The sequence below is a fragment of the Dyadobacter sp. 22481 genome, from assembly GCF_052044875.1.
Taxonomy (GTDB): Bacteria; Bacteroidota; Bacteroidia; order Cytophagales; family Spirosomataceae; genus Dyadobacter; species Dyadobacter endophyticus.
Genome location: NZ_JBQENV010000001.1, coordinates 2,499,848 through 2,519,201 on the forward strand (window position 1 = coordinate 2,499,848; position 19,354 = coordinate 2,519,201).

A 19,354-nucleotide genomic window follows, 5' to 3' on the forward strand; every position below is an offset into this window, starting at 1 on the left:
TGGTCATGTATTGTCAGGAATGGTCAGGTGTGGACATGGGTAGTCAGATGTGTTTATTAATTGTTTTATATTGGGAGAAATCTTGAAATAACTCTCGATAAACTATTCCTGACAACTCCTGACCACTCATGACAACACCCGCTCCAACCCGCCGCCGCTTCCTTGGCCAGGCCGCATTATCCGCCACCGCATTCACATTCCTTACGCCCGAAACACTCTTTGCGCAGGCACCGAAGGCGTATACCGTCCAGCAGATCATCGACCTGATCCTCAAAGAAGGCAACCTGAAACCGATCCCCGACACTGTCGATACCATCAAATCCGGCAGTCCCGACCAGGCCGTTACCGGCATTGTCACCACCATGTTCGCCACTGCGAGCGTCATTGAACAGGCAGCGAAACTAAAAGCCAATTTCATCATCGCCCACGAACCGACCTTCTATAATCACCGGGACGATCCGGAATGGGTAAAAGGCAACGAAATCGTTAAAAAGAAGCAGGCCTTACTCGAAAAGCACAAAATCGCCGTCTGGCGCTTCCACGATTACTGCCATTCCCTTAAACCGGACGCAATCCGCTACGGTGTAGTAAAAAAAGCCGGCTGGACGCAGTATTATAAAAACGAATCTCCTGCGCTCACCATCCCCGCCACCACATTAGGCGACCTCGTGAAGCACCTCAAAACCAAATTAGGCATCCAGAAACTCCGCGTCGTCGGCGACCTCAGCCAGCCGTGTTCCAAGCTCGCCATCATGCCCGGCGCGGCAGGCGGCCAGCGGCAAGTATCCATCGCCGAGGCCGAAAAACCGGATGTGCTTATCGTGGGTGAGACGCCCGAATGGGAAGGTGTAGAATATGCCCGGGACGGTCGCCTACTGGGTTCTAAAATGGCATTGATCGTACTCGGGCACGCCGTAAGCGAGGAACCTGGGATGGAGTATTTTGTGGAATGGTTGCAACCGAAGATTTCAGGGATTAAGGTGACGCATGTGGCGTCGGGAGACCCATTTCAGTGGGTTTGAGAAATAGCAGCGGCTCCTGAATTTTGAGGACAGGAGCCGCTTTCTGTTTTTGCACAAAGATCAAACAATCATCCCATGCGGATCAATCACGAACTTCTTCGCTGCACCCTTATCAAAATCCGCATAGCCTCGCGGCGCGTCTTGTAGGGTAATCACTTCCACATTCACAGCCTTCGCAATTTTGATTTTATCGTAAAGAATGGCGTTCATCAGGTTGCGGTGGTACTTCATCACCGGGCATTGTCCTGTGTAAAACGAGTGCGACTTGGCCCAGCCGAGGCCAATGCGGATGCTGAGGCTGCCTTCCTGGGCTGCTTTGTCTTTGGCTCCCGGGTCGCCGGTGACGTAGAGGCCCGGAATTCCGATCGCGCCGCCGGCGCGGGTGACGGCCATGGCGGTGTTCAGAACTGTGGCAGGGCGTTCTTCAACGGCATGCGCACCGTGACCGCGGGCTTCGAACCCAACGCAATCGACGAAGCAATCTACCTCAGGGACACCGATGATTTCAGCGATCGCTTGTTCCAATGGCGTGTCCTTGGTGAGGTCAATGACTTCGCAACCGAAGCTGGCCGCCTGGGCGAGACGTTCGGGAATCATGTCTCCGACGATCACCACGGCGGCCCCGAGCAAATGGCATGAGGCCGCGCACGCAAGACCAACCGGGCCCGCGCCTGCGACATACACGATCGAGCCCGGCCCTACCCCGGCAGTGACCGCGCCATGGTAGCCGGTCGGGAAGATATCGGAAAGCAGGGTGAGGTCTTCGATGTATGCCATACCCTGATCTTTGTCGGGAAATTTCAGGAGGTTAAAATCGGCGTAGGGCACCATTACGTACTCGGCTTGCCCACCTACCCAGCCACCCATGTCCACATACCCGTATGCAGCGCCCGGGCGCGCGGGGTTCACATTCAGGCAGATGCCGGTTTTCCCTTCCTTGCAATTGCGGCAGCGACCGCAGGCTATGTTGAAAGGAACGGATACCAGGTCGCCGACTTTGATGAATTCGACGTCGCGGCCGGCTTCGATAACTATCCCGGTGATCTCGTGCCCGAGCACCAGTCCGGCCGGTGCGGTCGTACGCCCGCGGACCATGTGCTGATCGCTACCACAAATGTTGGTAGAAACGATTTTCAAAATAACACCATGCTCGCATTTCCGGTTGCCGATAGCAAGCTTCGGGTACTCGATTTCCTGCACCTCGACCTCGCCGGGACGGATGTAAGCTACTCCATGATTTTGACACATAAACTAGTAATTAAGGGTTAGCACTAAATCTTTGATCATTACAAGATCATCTTACAATTATCAAAGTCAAGCCCACAAAACCCTTAATTTACTCCTACATAAACCATAAAAAATTACAAATCACCCTCCGGTTGTGCCAGAGGGCGATTTCAGGAAATGATTGGAAAGAACGGCATTGCTTACAGCTTCACCGCCAGGATAATGCCTGTCGCCCATACTTGCTTGGTAATGGCCAGGTCCTGACGGCTGTCGAGGTATTCGACGAGCTTCAATGCTTTCTGATCGTGACCTTCGGGCCAGTTGGGCTGAGGAAGCATGTCGTCGATGATATAAAATGCACCGGGATTGAGCATGTCCAGGACCTCATCCAGCAAGAGGTATTTGCCATGCCAGGTGTCGGCGAAGATGTAATCGTATTTCTCTCTCAAATGTGCATTCACCCATGCTTCGCCATCGGTATGAACGAGGGTGAGACGCGGGTCGCCACCAAGGTGGTTTTCTGCGATTTCGAGAAAGCTGGCGTCGTTATCGATTGAGACCAGCGTGGATCGCGCGTCCATACCATCGAGGATCCAGGCTGTGGAAAGACCGGTTCCCGTGCCGAGTTCGAGGAACTTGCCTCCGGGCTTGGAGGCTGCGAGGGTTTTGAGTAACGAACAGGTGTGAATGTCGGAAGCCATCGTGAAACCTGAGGCATTGGTAGCCTCGTCGATGGAAAGGTAAGCGGCCGGTAACGGCTGGCGGATGTCCTGGTTCATGAGCGGTTTGGTGGTGGATTTTGTCTTGCAAACAATCCATTTTTGGTGACATATAAAAGCATCCGGGCACAAACTTTACCGGTTAGTAAATTCGCCTGATAATGACGCATTTACACAGTAGTAGAGAAGCTCAAACCCCTACTTTTGCTCACAACTTCTACAATTGCCTTTCTACACTATTCACTCTAAACTCAACTGCGATGAAAAAGCATTTCCTCTCTTTAATTGCATTGATGGCAGCCCTGATCGCCATCGAAGCTTGTACCGACCACGGTGAGCCGGTTCCGGAACCCACCCAATTTAGCGTCAGCAATTTTACCAGTGGCCTGCGTGCACCTATCGGAATGGTTATCGATGAAAAAGGACAGTTCTGGGTTACCGAAGGCGGTACCGGACAGAACGACGGCTCATTGGTGATGATCACACCACAGGGAGTCAAGACAACGGTCGTAACTGGTTTCCAATCAATCATTAACCAGGGTAATGTCGAAGGAATCAGCCATTTGTACTATGAAAACGGCACAATATACTTGCTTCATGGTGTTGAAGGCTTCCTCTATATTATCGACGTCTCCGGTTTTAGCTCAGGAAGCCCTGCCATTGCCAAGAACACGATACCCAAGGAGAATATCCGCGCCTTCGTATCCACACTCAATCTGACGTTTGACAACAACTCGAACGCATTCAGCCTCACCAAGGGGCCGGACGGACATCTTTACATAGCGGATGCCGGTGCGAACGCGGTCATCAAGCGCGATAAGGATACCCATACGCTCAGCCTGTTCACCACCTTCCCTCCCGTGGCACCCAACAGGGACCCGGTTCCAACCGGAATTGTCTTTGATGGTAACCACTTCGTACTGAGCAGCCTTACGGGCTTTCCGTTCTCTCCGGGGGCAGCAAATATCTATAAGGTGAATACGAGCGGTGTGATGGTCCCCTATAAATCGGGCTTTACAACGCTAACGCACCTGACTTTGACAGTTAACAACAAACCGCTTCTGCTGCATTATGCCGACTTTACAATGCCTCCCGGCGGCCCGGGCAATCCTCCCGGCTTCAAGGCAAATACCGGCTCGGTGCTCAATGAGGATGGCGCGGTGCTATTCAGCGGGCTGGACCGCCCGACAGATATCAAACGCTGGGGAGACCGTACTTTCTACGTTCTCAGCCTCGGCGACGGCACGATCAAGAAGCTGGATTTTTGATTTTTGAAATACTTTAAAACCAAGGCAGGCAGGCATTCATGATCGAATGCCTGCCTGCTTGTTTTAAAGCAATGTCTGCTGCTTGTCCTCCGCCTCTTGCGGGTTTACAACCTTCGCCGGCGGGTCGTCCGGCATGGTATCCCCCAGCAATTTGCCCCATGGTTTCAGCTCGTCTATACGGTCGAAGATGATTTTTAATACCGCCACGAACGGTATCGACAAAAACATCCCGCTCACGCCCCACAGCGTCCCACCCAGTAATACTACCAATATGGAAATCAAGGCATTAACCGAAACCTTTGACGACACAACCCGTGGAACTATAATATTATTGTCCAGGAACTGGATCACTGTGTACGCACCGATGATCAGTAACGGTGTGGTATATCCGTCCTTTGTGATGAAAGAAATAAGAACGGGCAATGCGATCGCTATAATGCCTCCTATGTAAGGGATCAGATTCAGGATCGCCCCGATCACCCCCAGCAACAGCGCATACTCAACTCCAAGAATGAGCAATGCGACCGAGTTAAGGGTTGCGATGATCGTCGTTTCGATCATCAACCCTACAATGTAGCTCTGTACCGCGCCCTTGGTTTCTTGCAAGATTTCTGCCACCTGCTCGGAATTGTTTTCATCAAAAACCTCAAAAATAAAATTGAGTATCAACGGCTTGTAAAACAAAAGAAGGAATACATAGAGCGGTATCAATACAAAAAAGCTGATAATACCGAAAAGTGTATTGACCGTCTTGCCCACATACATCCGGCTGTTGTTGACTGCCTCGTCGAGCATACTCATTTGCTTCTCGGTAGAAATGCCAAAGCTGGTCGAGAGCCAAACTTGTAGATTACCAAGCAGTTTCACTGCTTTCTTTTCCAGCTGCGGCATCATATCACCGAACTGAACGATCTGCGACGACAGGAAAAACATAATACCGGCCACAACCAGTATCGCCAGAAAGATCGTGAGCACGATGGCTACGACCTTGTTGAACCTCCATTTCTGAAAACGGTTATAGACCGGGTTAAGCAGCACGGCGATCAGTCCGGCGAACGCAAATGGGACGATGATCTCCTGTAAGGTATTGAGGATATAAAAGAACAAATGGAGGCCGATAAGTACCATCGGCGCCTTGATGTAAAAAGGAAAACCGTCCCTTGCCGTGAGCCATTCGGGAAGTTCCGGTGCAGATTCGTGCTTGCGGCTTTTGAAAAATAGTCCCATAAATACGGTGTCAGTAGTGGATAGGTTAGGTTTACGTTGTAATGAAATCGCGCATGGTTGATGGTAGTTGATGTTTGTCAATTATAAAAAGAATGATGCCAGATAAAGAAGGGGAGGAAGGAGAGCCCCTTCCTCCCCTTCCCTTTGGCACATTTTTAGCATAGCGCCATAAAAACGATACGCACTATGCCCGAAGGACCGTCCATTGTTATTTTAAGAGAAGCTGTTGAAGACCTGGGGCTGAAAGGGAAGGCTGTGCGGTACGCAGAGGGTAATTCAAAGATTGATAAAGATCAACTGATTGGCCAGAAAGTGACCGATTTTAGGTCGTGGGGAAAACATTTCCTGATCTGCTTCGAGGATTTTACCGTCCGGATCCATTTTATGCTCTTCGGCTCATACCTCATCGACGAACGAAAGAGTACTCCGCCGCGGCTGAGCCTTATTTTCGACAAGAACGAGCTGAACTTTTACGCATCGGCCGTGAAACTGATCGATCAACCGGCCGATGAAATCTACGACTGGTCCTCGGACATTATGTCCAAGACCTGGAAGCCTTCATCTGCATTCAGGAAATTGAAGGAAAAGCCTAAAATGCTGGCCTGCGATGCCCTTTTGGACCAGGATATTTTCGCGGGCAGCGGCAATATCATTAAAAACGAAGTCCTTTTCCGCATCAGGCTCCACCCGCTCAGCAAGCTCGGAGAAATACCCGACGCCAAATTGAAGGAAATGGTCAAGGAAACCCGGAACTACGCCTTCGATTTTTTGGAATGGAAGAAGGAATTTACATTAAAGAAACACTGGCTGGCGCACACTAAGAAGATTTGCCCTCGATGCGACATTCCGTTCCACAAGGAGTACCTCGGGCGTACGAAACGGCGCAGCTATTTTTGCGAGAATTGCCAGCGACTGTATGAATGATATCATCTCCTGCCACTCCACGAGCAACTCGTTGACGACCTTCAACCACAGTCAGTTCCAATGACCCATGCTTTTAAGAAGTCATTCAGGGTGAGAAAGGGATAAAAATAGGCGCTGGCTGCTGGACGTGAATCCAATGCCAGCGCCCAGGAAGTCTACCATCCCGGATTCTGAGCCAGCTCCGGGTTCAATGCTATTTCGTTAATCGGAAGCGGCCACAGATAATCTTTTAAAGGATCGAATTTGCGGAAGCTGGCAGCCTGGACGAGGATAATGTTATCCGGCGTAAGGTTAACGGTAGCTGCGGCGAATTCACTCTTAAAATAGAAATTACCCAAAACTGGCTTTACCAATTCGGTTTCGGCGATTTTCCAGCGAATAATATCCCAGTAGCGGAAACCTTCCTGGGCCAGCTCGACGCGGCGCTCGCGACGGATCTCTTCGCGTAAATCGAGACCATTGGTTTTGGCAAATGCATTGGTCAATTTTGCAATCTGGCCACGCTCCCGCAGCAGATTGACCGACATATCCAGCTCCTCATCCGTAACCGCATTGTTCAGCTCGTAGGACGCTTCGGCGAAAATCAGCAACACTTCGGCGTAGCGAAGCAACGGGCGGTCAATGGTCGAGGCCTGTGTATTCCAGTCGTCCACATTGGCGAATTTGCGGAACATGTAGCCGGTTTTGTTGAATACAAGATTGGCAATGTCGAAGATCGGCTTGGTAGTCATCATCGCATCCCCACGCTTCATAAATGTGGCGCTCATGCGGGTGTCGCGGTTGCGGAATACCTTGTGGGACGAGTCGGGTAAAGTCCACAATTTCGATTTGGTTAGGGGCAGGCCATCCCTCATCAGATACGAGTCGGCCAGTGACTTGGTCGGGTTCACATTCCCGTTTTCCAGCGAACCCCGGTAATAAGTATGCGTCGCAACGCGCTCGGTGGTCGACACCCCATATTGCCGCACGATGATGTTTTCCTTGTTCTGACGGCCCTCGCCCGCGAGCTGGAAAAGATCGAAATAGTTGCCGTACAACGCATGCTCCTTGCTGTCAATCACGGCTTTGCTGGAAGCCACCGCGAGTGTCAAATGCTTCGTAGCGTCGCCTTTTGAGTGGAACTTCGCGAAGGTGCCTTCAAACAGTGCTACCCGCGCTTTGAATGCCTGCGCGGCGGTTTTGGAAATGCGGCCGTAATCGGGATTGCCAAGCGAGGTAATCGTAGGCAAATTGGCGATCGCAAAGTCGAGATCGGCATACATTTGATCTACAATCGCTTCACGCGGGCTGGCTGGTTGGCGCAGTTCAGGGCTATTTTCGTCGAGTGTTTTCAGGATCAACGGAACGCTTCCATATTTCTGCACAAGCCCAAAATAGCCCCATGCACGAAAGAAACGTGCTTCGGCCAGATAACGATCTAGCACGGCAGGCGTTACGGCAGCACGGGGCGCTTTTTCCAAAACATTATTTGCCGCCCGGATTAGGTTGTACGGGGTGTTGTAGTCTCCACCCGCCGTTGCTGGGGCGAGTCTCGACCCGTCGCTCACAGTGTTGGAGGCCAGCCCAAATGCATCGTCAGACCATACATCGTCATTATTAAACCCCGGCAGGAACGTGTAGAGGTAATTATTGGCTGCTTTGATGTCAGATTCGGAAGTCCAGAAACTGTCGTCGCTGATATTCGTTTCGGGCAGCCTGTTCACATCACACGCGGCCAGGCCGACCAGCAGCGAAAGGCCCAGCAGAGCTTTTTTCATTGTTTTTTTCATTGGTATTTTCTTAGAAACCATGATCAGTCAGAATTTTAGAACGAGACATTAATACCCACCGAAGCCGTCGCGAAGAACGGATAGTCGTTCTCCACGCCGTCGCGCGTTTCAGGATCAAAATAGCCCTGGAATTTGCCCAGTCCGGAGAACGTCAAAATATCCTGTCCGGAGAAGAAGATCCTTGCGCGCGACACTTTAATGCGCTCGGTAATGCGCGATGGCACGGTATAGCCAAACTGGATGTTTTTCAGGCGTATGTAGCTCGCATCCAGCGTCCATTTATCCGAAGCGACATAGTTGTGCGTCGCGCCGGTGTAAGGTCTGGGGAACAACGCATCCGTGTTTTCGGGTGTCCAGTAATCGCTGTGAATGCCCATGGCTTGTTTCCAGGTAACAAGCAGCGGCGCGATAGACTCGGGCGTGGAGCGGTAGCTGCGTTTGCCCACTCCCTGGAAGAATGCCGTAAAGTCAAACCCTTTCCAGCTTGCCCCCAAATTCACCCCGAACAGGTAACGCGGCGCAGTGGTACCAAGCAAAACAAGGTCGCCATGGTCGGCCACAGTTCCCTTACCTACCGAAAGGCGCTTGTCACCGTTGAGGTCAACATATTTGACATCACCAGCCCCGGCACGGTTGTCCTGGAATGCCCACTGTTTCACCTCATCGGCATTGTTAAAATAACCATTAGTCTGGTAGCCCCAAACGGTATTCAAGGCATAACCCTCGATCAAACCATTGGTACCGGCCGACACCACGGTCCTGCCCGAGAAGTTAATCAGCTTGTTGTTGTTATCCGAGAAATTGATCGCCACTGAGTAATTGAAATCCTTGCCAATTTTATCCCTGAAACGGAGCTCGGTTTCCCAACCCCACGATTTCAATTCCCCATTATTCTTTCTGGGCGTTCCTACCCCGATCACACCAGGCAGTTGCTGCGGCGTAAGCATATTCCGGTTGTATTTCACATAATAATCCCCGCTGAATTGCAGCCGGTTTTGCAGCAAACCGATATCTATACCGCCATTGGTCGTTTCAATCGTTTCCCAGGAAAGGGCAGCAGAGGGTATCGAGCCCTGCGAAATATAGGAAGTCCGCGAATCGCCCAGCACCAGGTTATTGCCACGGCTAAGCTGACTCAGGTAATCATAGTAGCCGATGTTTGTGCCCAATGCTCCTCCTAACCGTCCCCACGAGCCGCGTAGTTTAAATTCGGAGAAGAACGGCAAGGGGCTCGCAAACCAGTCTTCCTGATGCACATTCCATCCTACCGATGCGGCCGGAAATACTTTCCTTCTCAAGCCCGGCGCGAGCTTCGAGCTCTCGTCCAGACGGATCGTCGCTTCCAGCAGGTATTTGTTTTTGTAGTTATAATTAAATCTTCCGAAAACAGACTGAAACGCATAAGTCGCGATAATCTGACGGTTGCTTTTGGTTTTATCGTCGCCCAGGTTTAGCGTAGGCAAATCGTTGCTTACCAGATTAGTAGCACCGGTAGATAATGTATCCGTCCGGAAGTCTTCCCACTGGTAACCTGCAAAAAGGCCAAAGTTATGGTCTTTGCCTACCGCAAAGTCGTAATTCACTAATGCTTGCAAGTTGGTATTCTTGGTTACATCGTTGGTCACTGTGTATCCGTTGATTTGATTCACATAACTTGCAACCTTGGATTTGCTCCAAAGCGGCACGGTGCGGTTGAACTGCTGCCGGTCACCGCGGCGGTATTGCGTTCCGGCAATGGCGCGGATTTGCAGGCCTTTGACAAAGTTGGCGGCTGTCAGTGTAAATACCCCGTCGAAGTAATTTCTGCGGTTCTCATTATAGCCACCCGATTCGAGGATCGCATAAGTATTGTTCGCCGTGTTATAGCGGCCCTCAGGTGTAAAAAACGGGTTTCTGGTCCGGAAACGGTAGACCTGGTAAATCAAACCACCGCCATTCACCTCTGCCGAAGCCGTTCTTGCCTTGTCATTGGTGTAGGCCAAGCGGCTGTCGAGCGTCAGGTGTTTTGTGAGCTGCGACCCAAGATTCATCCGCACATTATAGCGGTTATAATTGTCTGGCCCCACCTTAAAAACGCCTTGTTTGTTGTAGTACCCCCCTGAAATGAGAAAGTTGAGCTTCTCAGTCCCGCCCCGCGCGGTAATGTTGTGCGTGCTCATGGAGGTGTATTTGCGCAGAATTTGGTTAGCAATCGGATCCTGGTTGTAATACAAATAGGACGAAGTATCGGCGGGATTAATCGCGTAAGGTACCCTGTCACGTATACGTTGCATTTCTTCATCGCTATATTCCGGGCTGCTTCCCGAGTTGAGTCGCGCAAGGTTCGAGAACAAAGCTTCGTCCATCAGCGACATCCGATCGGGAACGTTCAGCGACCAGTCTATACCTTGTTGTCCCAGATAATCGAATGTAACTTTACCGGATTTTCCCTTTTTTGTTGTAATCAAAATTACACCGCCGGCAGCTTGCGCACCGTAAATCGCCGCCGCAGCAGCGTCTTTGAGCACGCTGATGCTCTCAACGTCGTTAGGGTTCATGGTTTGCATCGTGCTGATGGGCACACTGACGCCATCCAGCAACACAAGCGGGTTCACATTACCATTGGCCGAAGTAGCACCACGGATCTGAATATTGACGTTTTCCCGACCGGGCTGCCCTGTTTGGCGCGTAACCACCAAACCGGGAGTGACACCCTGCATACCCGTTGCGAGGTTGCTCGATGGCCGGTTCTCAATTACCTTCGAGTCTATTGTCGACACTGCACCGGTTAGGTTCGCCTTTTTCTGCGTTCCATAACCTACCACCACCACTTCTTCCAACGCGCGGTCATCGGATAGCAATTGCACATCGATCGTGCTCTTCCCACCCACTGCGATTTCTTGTGATACATAACCCACGAAACTGAATATCATCACCGAACTACCATCCGCTACCGAGAGTTTATATTTACCCTCGGCATCCGTAGTGGTACCCGTTTGTGTGCCCTTCACGAGAATGCTCACGCCGGGCAGGCCGGTGCCGGTATTGTCCGTCACTGTCCCCGAAACGCTGATTTCTGCATTGGCCTGGGTGGCCTCAGGGGCTGTTGCTTCTCCGATCTGCGCTTGGGAAGTATGCGGCTGTCTTTTGAGAACAATTTTATCTCCGGACACCTCATATTTCAGTCCCAACGGTTGCAGAATGCTTTCCAGCACTGCCGAAAGCGGTTTATTCTCCGCTTCAAAGCTGATCTTACGCTGCGATTTAATAATTTCCCGGCTGTACAGAAAACGGACATTAGCCGATTTTTCTAGCTTCAAAATGACTGACTCGATCCGCTCATTTTCGACCGAGATCGAGATTCGCTGGTTGAGCATTTCCTGTGCGGCACCGTTTTTGGCCCAGCTGAACTGCATGAACAGCAGCATGAGCAGCGTCTGGATGCCCAGCAAACTGCGCACGGATTGTTTGGAACCTGTTGCGTTCAATTTCATTGTAAAAGAATTTTCATGATTGGTTAAAGTTTAGAAAAGCAGCGCGTCGCCGGCACTGTATCTGCCCGGCACGCATTCAGATTCGGCTATGAGCCATTAATCGCAGATGTTTTTTGCATAAAACAAAAGTTAGGTGAGAATTTTATAGGCACCCGGCCAGCGGGCATTAGGGGCAACCGGCTCCCGAAACGGCGACCGTATCGCCTTTGAGCACAAATGAGGCCTCCGTAGCCAGGCATATCAGACGGACCTTTTCCAGAAACGGTTCGTCTTTCAGCGATGCGGTAACCGTGCAATGCCTCATCTTTTCGTCATCAAAAAGAATCTTTACCGCATAATGCGTTTCCAGTGTTTTAAAAGCCTCCGATAATGGCGTGAACTGAAAATAAAATGGCTCTGTCTCGATCGGAGTAGTTGTTTCAATGTGCGCCGGCCCGGTAACAGAGCTGACCAGCCTGTCATTTTTGCGGACCAGGCTTACGCGCTGATTGGGATAAAGCATAAGCGGTTCTGCGGTACGGTCGTCATCCGCGATCACGGCTACCTTGCCTGTTTTGACAGCTACTTCGGCCTCCGCCTGGCCCGGAAAAGATCTTACGCGAAAGCTCGTACCCAATACACGCGTCGTGAGCTTGTCGGTATGCACGAGAAATGGTTTCGCAGGATTCTTGACTACTTCAAAAAAGCCCTCGCCGTCAAGGAATACATTGCGTTCGGACTCATTCATTTCCTTTCCAAAACGAATGCTGCTTCCTTTACTGAGCAATACTGACGAGCCGTCGGGCAGGTTCACCAGCATAATAGCCTGCGACTCGTTTTCATGGATAACCCACTTGCCATTCTCGCGCTTGCTAATGCCAGCAACACCCTTATCGACAAGTGCGGCCTCACGCCCTGTCTTGCTCCACCAGAACCCCAAGCCGATCACCAACACCGCAGCCGCGGACCAACGCAGCCAGCGCCACAGTGGTAATGGCTCATCACGGCCGAGCTCGGAGCGGTCGGCCTCGTCGCAGTGGGTCGCCGCATTCAGCATTTCACGAACCTTCCCTGCACCATCGCTGAGGGCGCCTGTCTCAGCCTGCTCCTTTCCAAAGATTACCAGCAGCATCGCCACAGCCCTTTCATAGGCGGGACGTTTTTCGGGGTACTGCATTAAAAATTCTTCCCAAAAAGTCCTGTCTTGTGATAACCGATGCTTTATCCAATGACGGAAGCGGTCATTTTGCAGAAAGTCTTCGGGAGTATTCAAATCGTAGTCTGCCCTGTCCATTCTTCATTTTTCAAATGATTTCTATGATATTATGAATAACAAGAACCGATATACCCTCGGATGAAGAAAAAAATTAAAAGAAGCACAGGTTAAATACCGTCGTTACAAACCACTTTGAACGAATGCGGGTGATGCCCTTTTGAAGAAAATTAGAAACCGACTGCCTATTGACTCCCATCACACCGGAAATATCCGCCACGCTCATATTCTCGTAGTAGCGCAGGAACAGCGCCTCCCGCTCGCGCTTGGGCAAAGCCTCCATTTGTGCATGCATTTGCGCTACAAGGCTATTCAAAGTCTCCTGCTCGATCAGCAGCGATTCCGCATTGAAGTTTTCGGGCATAGCACTGTCCCAATCCTGCGACTCCTCGTTGGCGAATCGCTGTTGGTAACGCATATGCCCCAGAATGCTGTGCCGAATGGCTTTGAATAGGTAAAACTTAACCGACGGCGTTTGACTAATCCGCTCACGGTTCTGCCAGAGGTCCAGGAAGAGGTCTTGAATGCAATCTTCGACAATACTTTCGTCGACGAGAAACTTCATGCCATAACGCCGCAACGCACCATAATAACGGTCGGCGAGCAGGCCCAGCGCCTCATTGTCACCGTTGCGGTAATCCAGCCAAAGCTCGCTGTCGTCAATTATTCTCTCGAAGTTCCCCAAAACTTAAAAATACGCAGTTGTTTATTAACTGGCATAGACGAGTAATTCTCTGAACCACCCGACAATGTTCCCGGAAATTTTATCAAAATCAAGTCAGGAATGGTTATATATTAGTCAGTTTGAGGCGATCGGGTGCTGATTATTAACCAGATACAAGACATTATCGCTGCTGGGATGGTAGTATGTATTCACCTGATTTCCGGCATTCAATGTGTTATACCAACCCTCGTGGATTTCCACCGGCACTACTTTCCCGCTCACGGGATGTCCGACGTATACATAAAATGCCTTCGGGGTTTTAGTTGCGCCGCGGCTCCGCGGCAGCCTTATCTCTTTTTTGGATTGAACGGTCGCATATCCACGCAAATTCATAGAAGCCTTGGGAAAAATCCAGTTCTTCCGCACGAAAAACACAAGTGTCGGCGCTACGTTAGCCAGGAATGCGAACCCGAAAATACCGATCATACGCTGCTGGGAATAGGGCTCTTCAAAAATCCATTGGGTAAATATCCCACCATAGCGATCCATTAGCGCACCGGTTTGCTCCTTTCTCAAAAACAAGCCCAGCCAAGCTGTTATAAACACGGCGGCAAATGTGAAAAAGAGTATCCTGTCCCACCATTTTTTCGCTAGGGCAAGGCGGTGCGAAAGCGCATCGGCGTAGAATTCGTTGAGGGTGTAGTGTTGGAGCATTGTTTTTTAGGATTATTTGCGAATCACTGAAACAGAGGCAGAAGCCTGCGGTTAAGTACGGGGCTCCTATGAATTAAACGCTTTCGAATGTGGCGATGGGCTGCACATTGGCAGAATGCGGAAATCAGTATTCCAGACTAGAACAAAGTAATCTGCCCGCCCGATGCATTCTGCCCCAGCAACGGAACAGTATCAATCACCTCATACTGCCGACGCTTCTCATTATACTTCCGGATCGCGAACGAGTTGCACAGAAACCCAGCCTCATATTCCATGAAAATGGTATAGCCCAATGCAATCCACTCCCGCGTAAGCCTGCGCCCGATGGACATGTGCGGGTTCTTCGACTCGTCGGCCCATTTCTGCATGTACTGCTTTTTGAACTTCTTGTCAAAAGCCTTCATGATCGCCTGCGTGCGCTCGCGAATGGCATCGCATGATGCTTCTGTGGGTTTGATGTAGAATGCGGAGAAGTTGGCGCGGTCGAAATCGGCGAAGCCGGAGAAGTTCAGCTCGAATGGGCTTAGTTGGGAAACCACCCTGGTGTATTCGGCCAGGATTAATGGATAATCAGTTTCTGCTGCATCGAAACCATCAAGGGAAATGTGGCCGTCGGCGTTGGCGCTGCCGTAGGATTTACCGATGGCGTTGCGGTAGTCTTGTTTAAAGCCGCGGACGTCTTCGGCAATTGTTGACGGGGGCATGATCGCCAGGGAGTATGAGCAAATGCCAGACATGACTTATTCTTTTAATTTTCTACGAATAAACACAGTTTTGTCCATTCGTTCGCCAGGCTTTAACATTTGATTCACTAGAAAGGTAACTGCCGCCAATCTTTCCTGTGGTGTTTTACTGAGCCAATATTCCAGGTCGTCGCTTGGCTGGCAATGCGTTTTCATGTCAACGACGCGTTTAACCATGGCAATTTTTCTTGTCATAAGCTTATGTATCAAGATTGATCTACAAAATCAGATGATCAAACTTCTTAAACTTCTTCCATTTACCGTTCGGCTGCTTTGCGTATGCGATCGTGACCGAGCCAAAGTCCCCGTACCACGCGCCGTCGATTTGGTAATGGCCACCAAAATAGATTGCAACATCAATAAACGCATAGCGTCCATCAGAAGTAAAAATAGGTTCGGTGGTGGACACACAAAAGCCCTTTACATGTTTGATTGAGGCTATCGTGCGGTAGTTGGTCCCTTTTAAGACTATTTTCTTGGCTGTCGTAGGCTTCAAAGTTCGTTTTCGAAGCGATTTGCGCTCGGTACCACTAATGGCTTTCAACATTTGCGGATCACGAAAAAGGTATTCCGGGTCATAGGATTCATGGCGACTTGTCTTCGTTTCTGTATCAATCTGGTCCTGCGTTTCGCCACCTACAAACCCATTCCAGAAAACGGTGTAATCCCATCTGTTCGTTGTATTTGAAATGAGGATGGTCTTCGGCTGTTTGTGCGACAGACTATTCATAATGTCAAAGTTAGTCGGATCGCTGAATGTGAGCCGGTAAATTTCACCGCTCTGCGCTGCCGCAACTGTCACGGTCGCAAAGATAAACAGCCATGTCAATTTGAAGATTTTCATGCATGATGAAGTGTTTTCGAAAACCCTAATATAACCAATGGGCCTGAAACTATTTTCAAAAACTCGCCCAAAACAGAGTATCGTAAGCGCCAAATCCAGTCTTTCCAAAAAGACCTTTTCAAACAATGCGCACCAGACTCTTATCACTCCTACTACTCCTCAGCCTCGCCACCGCCACCCACGCCCAGCAAACCGCCAACAAACCCGACCGCGTCAAATGGTTCCAGGACCTGGGTTTCGGGATGTTCATTCACTGGAATGTGGATGTGTCGCTCGGGACGGTGATCAGCCATTCGCTCGCCGGGGCTTCGGAGGATTATGTGAACCGATATATGAAGCAATTGCCGACGTTTTTCAACCCAAAAAAGTTCGATCCAGACGAATGGGCCGCAATGGCGCGGCTTGCCGGAATGAAATATGTCGTTTTCACAACCAAGCACCACGCCGGTTTCTGCATGTTCGATACCAAAACGACGACTTTCAATGTGATGAATACACCTTTCAAACGGGACGTGACCAGGGAGATCATCGACGCATTCCGCAAGCAGGGCATTGCCATCGGACTGTATTTTTCGCCGGAAGATTTCCTGTTTTTCCACCAGAACGGTATCCCGCTCGGCCGCTTGCAGGATAAGCGCCAGTTCCCGATGAACAATCCCAAACTGATGGAATACGACAAGGCGCAGATCAAGGAATTGCTTACCAATTACGGCAAAATCGACATTATGTTCTTCGACGGTCCCGGCGACGGCCTGCGCGAGTACGCGTGGAGCCTGCAACCCGAGCTCGTGATCACGCGCGACGCCATGAACACGCCCGAGCAGAACATCCCCGACAAAGCCTCACCGCGCCCGTGGGAAGCCTGCTACACGATGGGTACCGACTGGCAATACAAACCCACCAACGACCCGCACAAATCGGGCACCGAGATCATCAACATGCTCATCGAGATCCGCGCCAAGGGCGGCAATTTCCTCTTGAACGTCGGCCCGAAACCGAATGGCGAGATCCAGATCGAGCAGGAAGCCCTCCTCCGCGAAATCGCCCTCTGGAACTTCGCGAACGGAGAATCCATATACGCCGTCAAACCATTCCCCGTCATCCGCGACAAGGACATCTGGTTCACGCAGTCCAACGACGAAAGAACCATTTACGCCTTTATCACCAAGAAGCGCGACGACGAATGGAAATACGGTCAACGCCGAGAATTCCTGTTCCCGATAATCGAAGGCACTGCCGCCACCAAAGTCGAGGTACTGGGTTACGGCAGCGAGCTGGTGGAGTACGTGAACAATTTTGATGCTTCGATACGGTCTGTCGCTACGCCTCTTGGGCTGGCTGTGAGCGCGGTGAACGGGCAGCGGTTTTATACCAACCGAACCTGGCCTAACGCGGTGGTTTTGAAGATTTCGAATGCGAAGTTTAAGGCACCGGAAGAGAAAAAGACTTCGAAATCGGGGATTGATGGGGCGCAATAGTGCGATCTTTAAATAGAGGAACATGAGTGATTACGAATGTGACCAGAGGCTTTACCAATCATCCATTGCTCCTATGCCCACTTCGTTCTCCGAGCTTTTGGAAGAAGACCAGCTCGAGGAAAGTGCGGAATAGGTCGCTTGGGCAGGTCGTGGTTTAGCTCACTTTGGGCCACCATGAAGCCGGTGCAGCAGCACCGGTATTCCAGAATGGATTATTGGGACCTTTACCAACTCATCGAGCTGGTTGTGCTTCCGGCGCATTTTGAAAAGGCTTATCCTTCCCGCGCATTTTACCCAAAAACAATATGACGGGGAAAACAACCTTTTTCACAAACGCAGGAATGCCCAGCATATCGAACTCGGTGTGGTATTTCTTTAACAGAAACGCGGAGTCGAATGCGCCGGGGCGACCATGGCCGTTTTCGCGCGACGAGCGGTAGATTTCTCCCAGGAAATACTCGATATTATGCGGCGGCCAGATTTCACCTTTGCAGTGAAGCACCGTATCACCCGCGTTCCAGAAACGGTGCGCGATGCCCGGCTCAAAAGTCGCAGATTCTCCTTTGTGCACGAAATAGGGTTGCTTGCCGAGGACTTCGATGCCCATCTTGCCTTCCAGAATATGAAGGCTCTCGTGCTGCTGGTGATGCACGTGCATGGGTGGGCCTGCGCCGGGACTTACCTGGTTTTCGACCTGGACGTACTCAACGCCGTCGCGTAGCTCCCGACCGAGAAAAGTCAGCCGCTCACCGTGGCCATTGTCGATCGTAACAGGATAGTTTTTTTCCATTGTGAGGGTTTCCATTATTTGTTTGTCTGTTTTGTCGTTAAACCATGCAATAACACCACCGCCAGCACGAGCAACCCGCTCAAACGGACGAGGCTCAGCTTTTCCCATGTTTGGGCACGTTCGGCAAGGTCGCCGTTCACCGCGGGCGAGTAAGCTGACGTGGTGATGGCCAGCAGTTCAGGGACGAAATAGACTGCGGTAAGCCCAAGTATCACCACGTAACCGCTGACAACGATCAACAATTGCCTGCGGCTCGGCTGTCGCCAATTCGCAACCAATGCGGCCGCGAGTAATAGAATAGCAACCGGGTGTACTGGTTTCCAAAAGTTAACTGCTTGGAGACCATACTCGCCCTGGAACATGGAAAGTGAACGCGGTGGCGCAGCGCTCCACACTGGTACCACGGCGGCATGTTCATAAATAGCGGCGCCGATGATGGTAATGAAGGCGATCGACGCGAGAATTTGCAAGATGTTTGGAAATGATTTCGTCATGAGGTTGGAATGTTATATTTTTGGACAACGACCTAAAATTATAACAATTTAGGACATTGACCAAATCATCGTGAACGCAACCCAGGAAAAAATTATTAAACGGGCATTGGAGCTCTTCAATCTCAAAGGCATCGAGTATGTAGGCATGCGCGAGCTTGCCGGTGACCTCGGCATGCGCATCGGTAACCTCACCTACTACTTCCCTACCAAGGACGACCTTGTTTTCAATATCAGCCAGGCCTACACCGAGTCTAATTCAGCTATTCACAGCAACTTACCTGTGGATAGCCTGTATGACTTTCTTCAGAAGAACAAGTTGCTATTTGAAAATGGGCTGAAATACCAATGCCTTCTGCTGAGCATGGTGCATTTAATGGAACAAAACACGCGCATCGCAGCCAACTACCAGGGCAATGTGATCCAGAACAGAATATCGGGGCTGGTACACGATATCGAGCTTTTGGAAGAAAACAAATATCTGAAATTCAGCTCCGGGGATGATAAGTTGTTGATCATTTCCAGCAATAGTCTGCAAAGCCGGTTTTGGCTTTCCGAGGCCGTTCTAACCGAATCAAGACAACACCTTGCGCGGCAGCTAACACATTATCTGAGAATGAAGGCACATTTGTTTCGGCCTTATGCTACCAAGAAGGGGATTGAGGATATAGACCGGTTTGTGGGGGAATTGAATCCGTAGCAAACAAAAAAGCCCGTCACGATTACCATCGAGACGGGCCTGATTATCA

Annotated in this window: 18 protein-coding genes; 5 read left to right on the forward strand and 13 right to left on the reverse strand. The window is 50.6% G+C overall.

The window, feature by feature from the left end; translation table 11 throughout:
* The first annotated feature begins 128 nt into the window (after positions 1-128).
* Positions 129-1,022, forward strand: coding sequence for a Nif3-like dinuclear metal center hexameric protein (locus tag ACTJJJ_RS09820; RefSeq protein WP_188928135.1), 894 nt, complete (start codon positions 129-131; stop codon positions 1,020-1,022).
* Positions 1,023-1,082: 60 nt separating this feature from the next.
* Here ACTJJJ_RS09820 and fdhA read toward each other — a convergent pair whose 3' ends face one another.
* A complete protein-coding gene (gene fdhA, locus ACTJJJ_RS09825) occupies positions 1,083-2,270 on the reverse strand; it encodes a formaldehyde dehydrogenase, glutathione-independent (protein ID WP_426293950.1) in 1,188 nt (395 codons plus the stop codon).
* A gap of 179 nt (positions 2,271-2,449) precedes the next feature.
* On the reverse strand, positions 2,450-3,028 hold the full coding sequence (locus ACTJJJ_RS09830) for an O-methyltransferase (protein ID WP_440701708.1): 579 nt from the start codon (positions 3,026-3,028) through the stop codon (positions 2,450-2,452).
* A gap of 200 nt (positions 3,029-3,228) precedes the next feature.
* On the opposite strand from ACTJJJ_RS09830, the gene ACTJJJ_RS09835 reads away from it, so the two are divergent.
* Positions 3,229-4,236: a ScyD/ScyE family protein gene (locus ACTJJJ_RS09835; protein WP_426293948.1), complete on the forward strand. Its 1,008-nt coding sequence runs from the start codon at positions 3,229-3,231 to the stop codon at positions 4,234-4,236.
* Between the two features lie 63 nt (positions 4,237-4,299).
* On the opposite strand, the gene ACTJJJ_RS09840 is transcribed toward ACTJJJ_RS09835, so the two are convergent.
* Positions 4,300-5,463 (reverse strand): AI-2E family transporter, encoded by a 1,164-nt coding sequence (locus ACTJJJ_RS09840; RefSeq protein WP_188928127.1) that lies wholly within the window; start codon positions 5,461-5,463, stop codon positions 4,300-4,302.
* Between the two features lie 186 nt (positions 5,464-5,649).
* Here ACTJJJ_RS09840 and ACTJJJ_RS09845 point away from each other — a divergent pair, with 186 nt between their 5' ends.
* On the forward strand, positions 5,650-6,387 hold the full coding sequence (locus ACTJJJ_RS09845) for a DNA-formamidopyrimidine glycosylase family protein (RefSeq protein ID WP_426293947.1): 738 nt from the start codon (positions 5,650-5,652) through the stop codon (positions 6,385-6,387).
* Positions 6,388-6,542: 155 nt separating this feature from the next.
* Here the strand turns inward: ACTJJJ_RS09845 and ACTJJJ_RS09850 are convergent, their stop codons facing one another.
* From ACTJJJ_RS09850 to ACTJJJ_RS09885, 8 genes are all read right to left on the reverse strand, one after another.
* Positions 6,543-8,156 (reverse strand): RagB/SusD family nutrient uptake outer membrane protein, encoded by a 1,614-nt coding sequence (locus ACTJJJ_RS09850; RefSeq protein ID WP_426293946.1) that lies wholly within the window; start codon positions 8,154-8,156, stop codon positions 6,543-6,545.
* A 35-nt stretch (positions 8,157-8,191) separates the two neighbouring features.
* On the reverse strand, positions 8,192-11,629 hold the full coding sequence (locus ACTJJJ_RS09855; RefSeq protein WP_426293945.1) for a TonB-dependent receptor: 3,438 nt from the start codon (positions 11,627-11,629) through the stop codon (positions 8,192-8,194).
* Between the two features lie 166 nt (positions 11,630-11,795).
* Positions 11,796-12,902 (reverse strand): FecR family protein, encoded by a 1,107-nt coding sequence (locus tag ACTJJJ_RS09860; RefSeq protein ID WP_426293944.1) that lies wholly within the window; start codon positions 12,900-12,902, stop codon positions 11,796-11,798.
* A 73-nt stretch (positions 12,903-12,975) separates the two neighbouring features.
* Positions 12,976-13,566, reverse strand: coding sequence for an RNA polymerase sigma factor (locus ACTJJJ_RS09865; RefSeq protein WP_426293943.1), 591 nt, complete (start codon positions 13,564-13,566; stop codon positions 12,976-12,978).
* Positions 13,567-13,680: 114 nt separating this feature from the next.
* On the reverse strand, positions 13,681-14,259 hold the full coding sequence (locus tag ACTJJJ_RS09870; RefSeq protein WP_426293942.1) for a hypothetical protein: 579 nt from the start codon (positions 14,257-14,259) through the stop codon (positions 13,681-13,683).
* A 137-nt stretch (positions 14,260-14,396) separates the two neighbouring features.
* Positions 14,397-14,963, reverse strand: a complete 567-nt coding sequence (locus ACTJJJ_RS09875; protein WP_426293941.1) for a 2'-5' RNA ligase family protein — start codon at positions 14,961-14,963, stop codon at positions 14,397-14,399.
* Positions 14,964-14,999: 36 nt separating this feature from the next.
* Positions 15,000-15,197: a hypothetical protein gene (locus ACTJJJ_RS09880; RefSeq protein ID WP_188928114.1), complete on the reverse strand. Its 198-nt coding sequence runs from the start codon at positions 15,195-15,197 to the stop codon at positions 15,000-15,002.
* Positions 15,198-15,219: 22 nt separating this feature from the next.
* Positions 15,220-15,846 (reverse strand): hypothetical protein, encoded by a 627-nt coding sequence (locus ACTJJJ_RS09885; RefSeq protein ID WP_426293940.1) that lies wholly within the window; start codon positions 15,844-15,846, stop codon positions 15,220-15,222.
* Positions 15,847-15,971: 125 nt separating this feature from the next.
* Between ACTJJJ_RS09885 and ACTJJJ_RS09890 the strand changes: the two genes are divergently transcribed.
* Positions 15,972-17,324 carry an alpha-L-fucosidase gene (locus ACTJJJ_RS09890; protein WP_426293939.1) on the forward strand — a complete coding sequence of 451 codons (1,353 nt, stop codon included), beginning with the start codon at positions 15,972-15,974 and terminating at the stop codon, positions 17,322-17,324.
* Positions 17,325-17,556: 232 nt separating this feature from the next.
* Here ACTJJJ_RS09890 and ACTJJJ_RS09895 read toward each other — a convergent pair whose 3' ends face one another.
* Both ACTJJJ_RS09895 and ACTJJJ_RS09900 read right to left on the reverse strand, forming a co-directional pair.
* Positions 17,557-18,129, reverse strand: a complete 573-nt coding sequence (locus ACTJJJ_RS09895) for a cupin domain-containing protein (RefSeq protein WP_426293938.1) — start codon at positions 18,127-18,129, stop codon at positions 17,557-17,559.
* Entirely contained in the window at positions 18,129-18,608 is a 480-nt protein-coding gene (locus tag ACTJJJ_RS09900) for a hypothetical protein (RefSeq protein ID WP_426293937.1), read from the reverse strand. Before ACTJJJ_RS09900 ends, ACTJJJ_RS09895 begins: the two co-directional genes overlap by 1 nt.
* Positions 18,609-18,678: 70 nt before the next feature.
* Between ACTJJJ_RS09900 and ACTJJJ_RS09905 the strand changes: the two genes are divergently transcribed.
* On the forward strand, positions 18,679-19,305 hold the full coding sequence (locus ACTJJJ_RS09905) for a TetR/AcrR family transcriptional regulator (protein ID WP_426293936.1): 627 nt from the start codon (positions 18,679-18,681) through the stop codon (positions 19,303-19,305).
* Positions 19,306-19,354 lie beyond the last annotated feature (49 nt).

Coding starts and splice junctions, on each gene's coding strand:
- ACTJJJ_RS09820 (WP_188928135.1), top strand. CDS start 129: ATGACAACACCCGCTCCAACCCGCCGCCGCTTCCTTGGCCAGGCCGCA.
- fdhA (WP_426293950.1), bottom strand. CDS start 2,270: ATGTGTCAAAATCATGGAGTAGCTTACATCCGTCCCGGCGAGGTCGAG.
- ACTJJJ_RS09830 (WP_440701708.1), bottom strand. CDS start 3,028: ATGAACCAGGACATCCGCCAGCCGTTACCGGCCGCTTACCTTTCCATC.
- ACTJJJ_RS09835 (WP_426293948.1), top strand. CDS start 3,229: ATGAAAAAGCATTTCCTCTCTTTAATTGCATTGATGGCAGCCCTGATC.
- ACTJJJ_RS09840 (WP_188928127.1), bottom strand. CDS start 5,463: ATGGGACTATTTTTCAAAAGCCGCAAGCACGAATCTGCACCGGAACTT.
- ACTJJJ_RS09845 (WP_426293947.1), top strand. CDS start 5,650: ATGCCCGAAGGACCGTCCATTGTTATTTTAAGAGAAGCTGTTGAAGAC.
- ACTJJJ_RS09850 (WP_426293946.1), bottom strand. CDS start 8,156: ATGAAAAAAACAATGAAAAAAGCTCTGCTGGGCCTTTCGCTGCTGGTC.
- ACTJJJ_RS09855 (WP_426293945.1), bottom strand. CDS start 11,629: ATGAAATTGAACGCAACAGGTTCCAAACAATCCGTGCGCAGTTTGCTG.
- ACTJJJ_RS09860 (WP_426293944.1), bottom strand. CDS start 12,902: ATGGACAGGGCAGACTACGATTTGAATACTCCCGAAGACTTTCTGCAA.
- ACTJJJ_RS09870 (WP_426293942.1), bottom strand. CDS start 14,259: ATGCTCCAACACTACACCCTCAACGAATTCTACGCCGATGCGCTTTCG.
- ACTJJJ_RS09875 (WP_426293941.1), bottom strand. CDS start 14,963: ATGCCCCCGTCAACAATTGCCGAAGACGTCCGCGGCTTTAAACAAGAC.
- ACTJJJ_RS09880 (WP_188928114.1), bottom strand. CDS start 15,197: ATGACAAGAAAAATTGCCATGGTTAAACGCGTCGTTGACATGAAAACG.
- ACTJJJ_RS09885 (WP_426293940.1), bottom strand. CDS start 15,846: ATGAAAATCTTCAAATTGACATGGCTGTTTATCTTTGCGACCGTGACA.
- ACTJJJ_RS09890 (WP_426293939.1), top strand. CDS start 15,972: ATGCGCACCAGACTCTTATCACTCCTACTACTCCTCAGCCTCGCCACC.
- ACTJJJ_RS09895 (WP_426293938.1), bottom strand. CDS start 18,129: ATGGAAACCCTCACAATGGAAAAAAACTATCCTGTTACGATCGACAAT.
- ACTJJJ_RS09900 (WP_426293937.1), bottom strand. CDS start 18,608: ATGACGAAATCATTTCCAAACATCTTGCAAATTCTCGCGTCGATCGCC.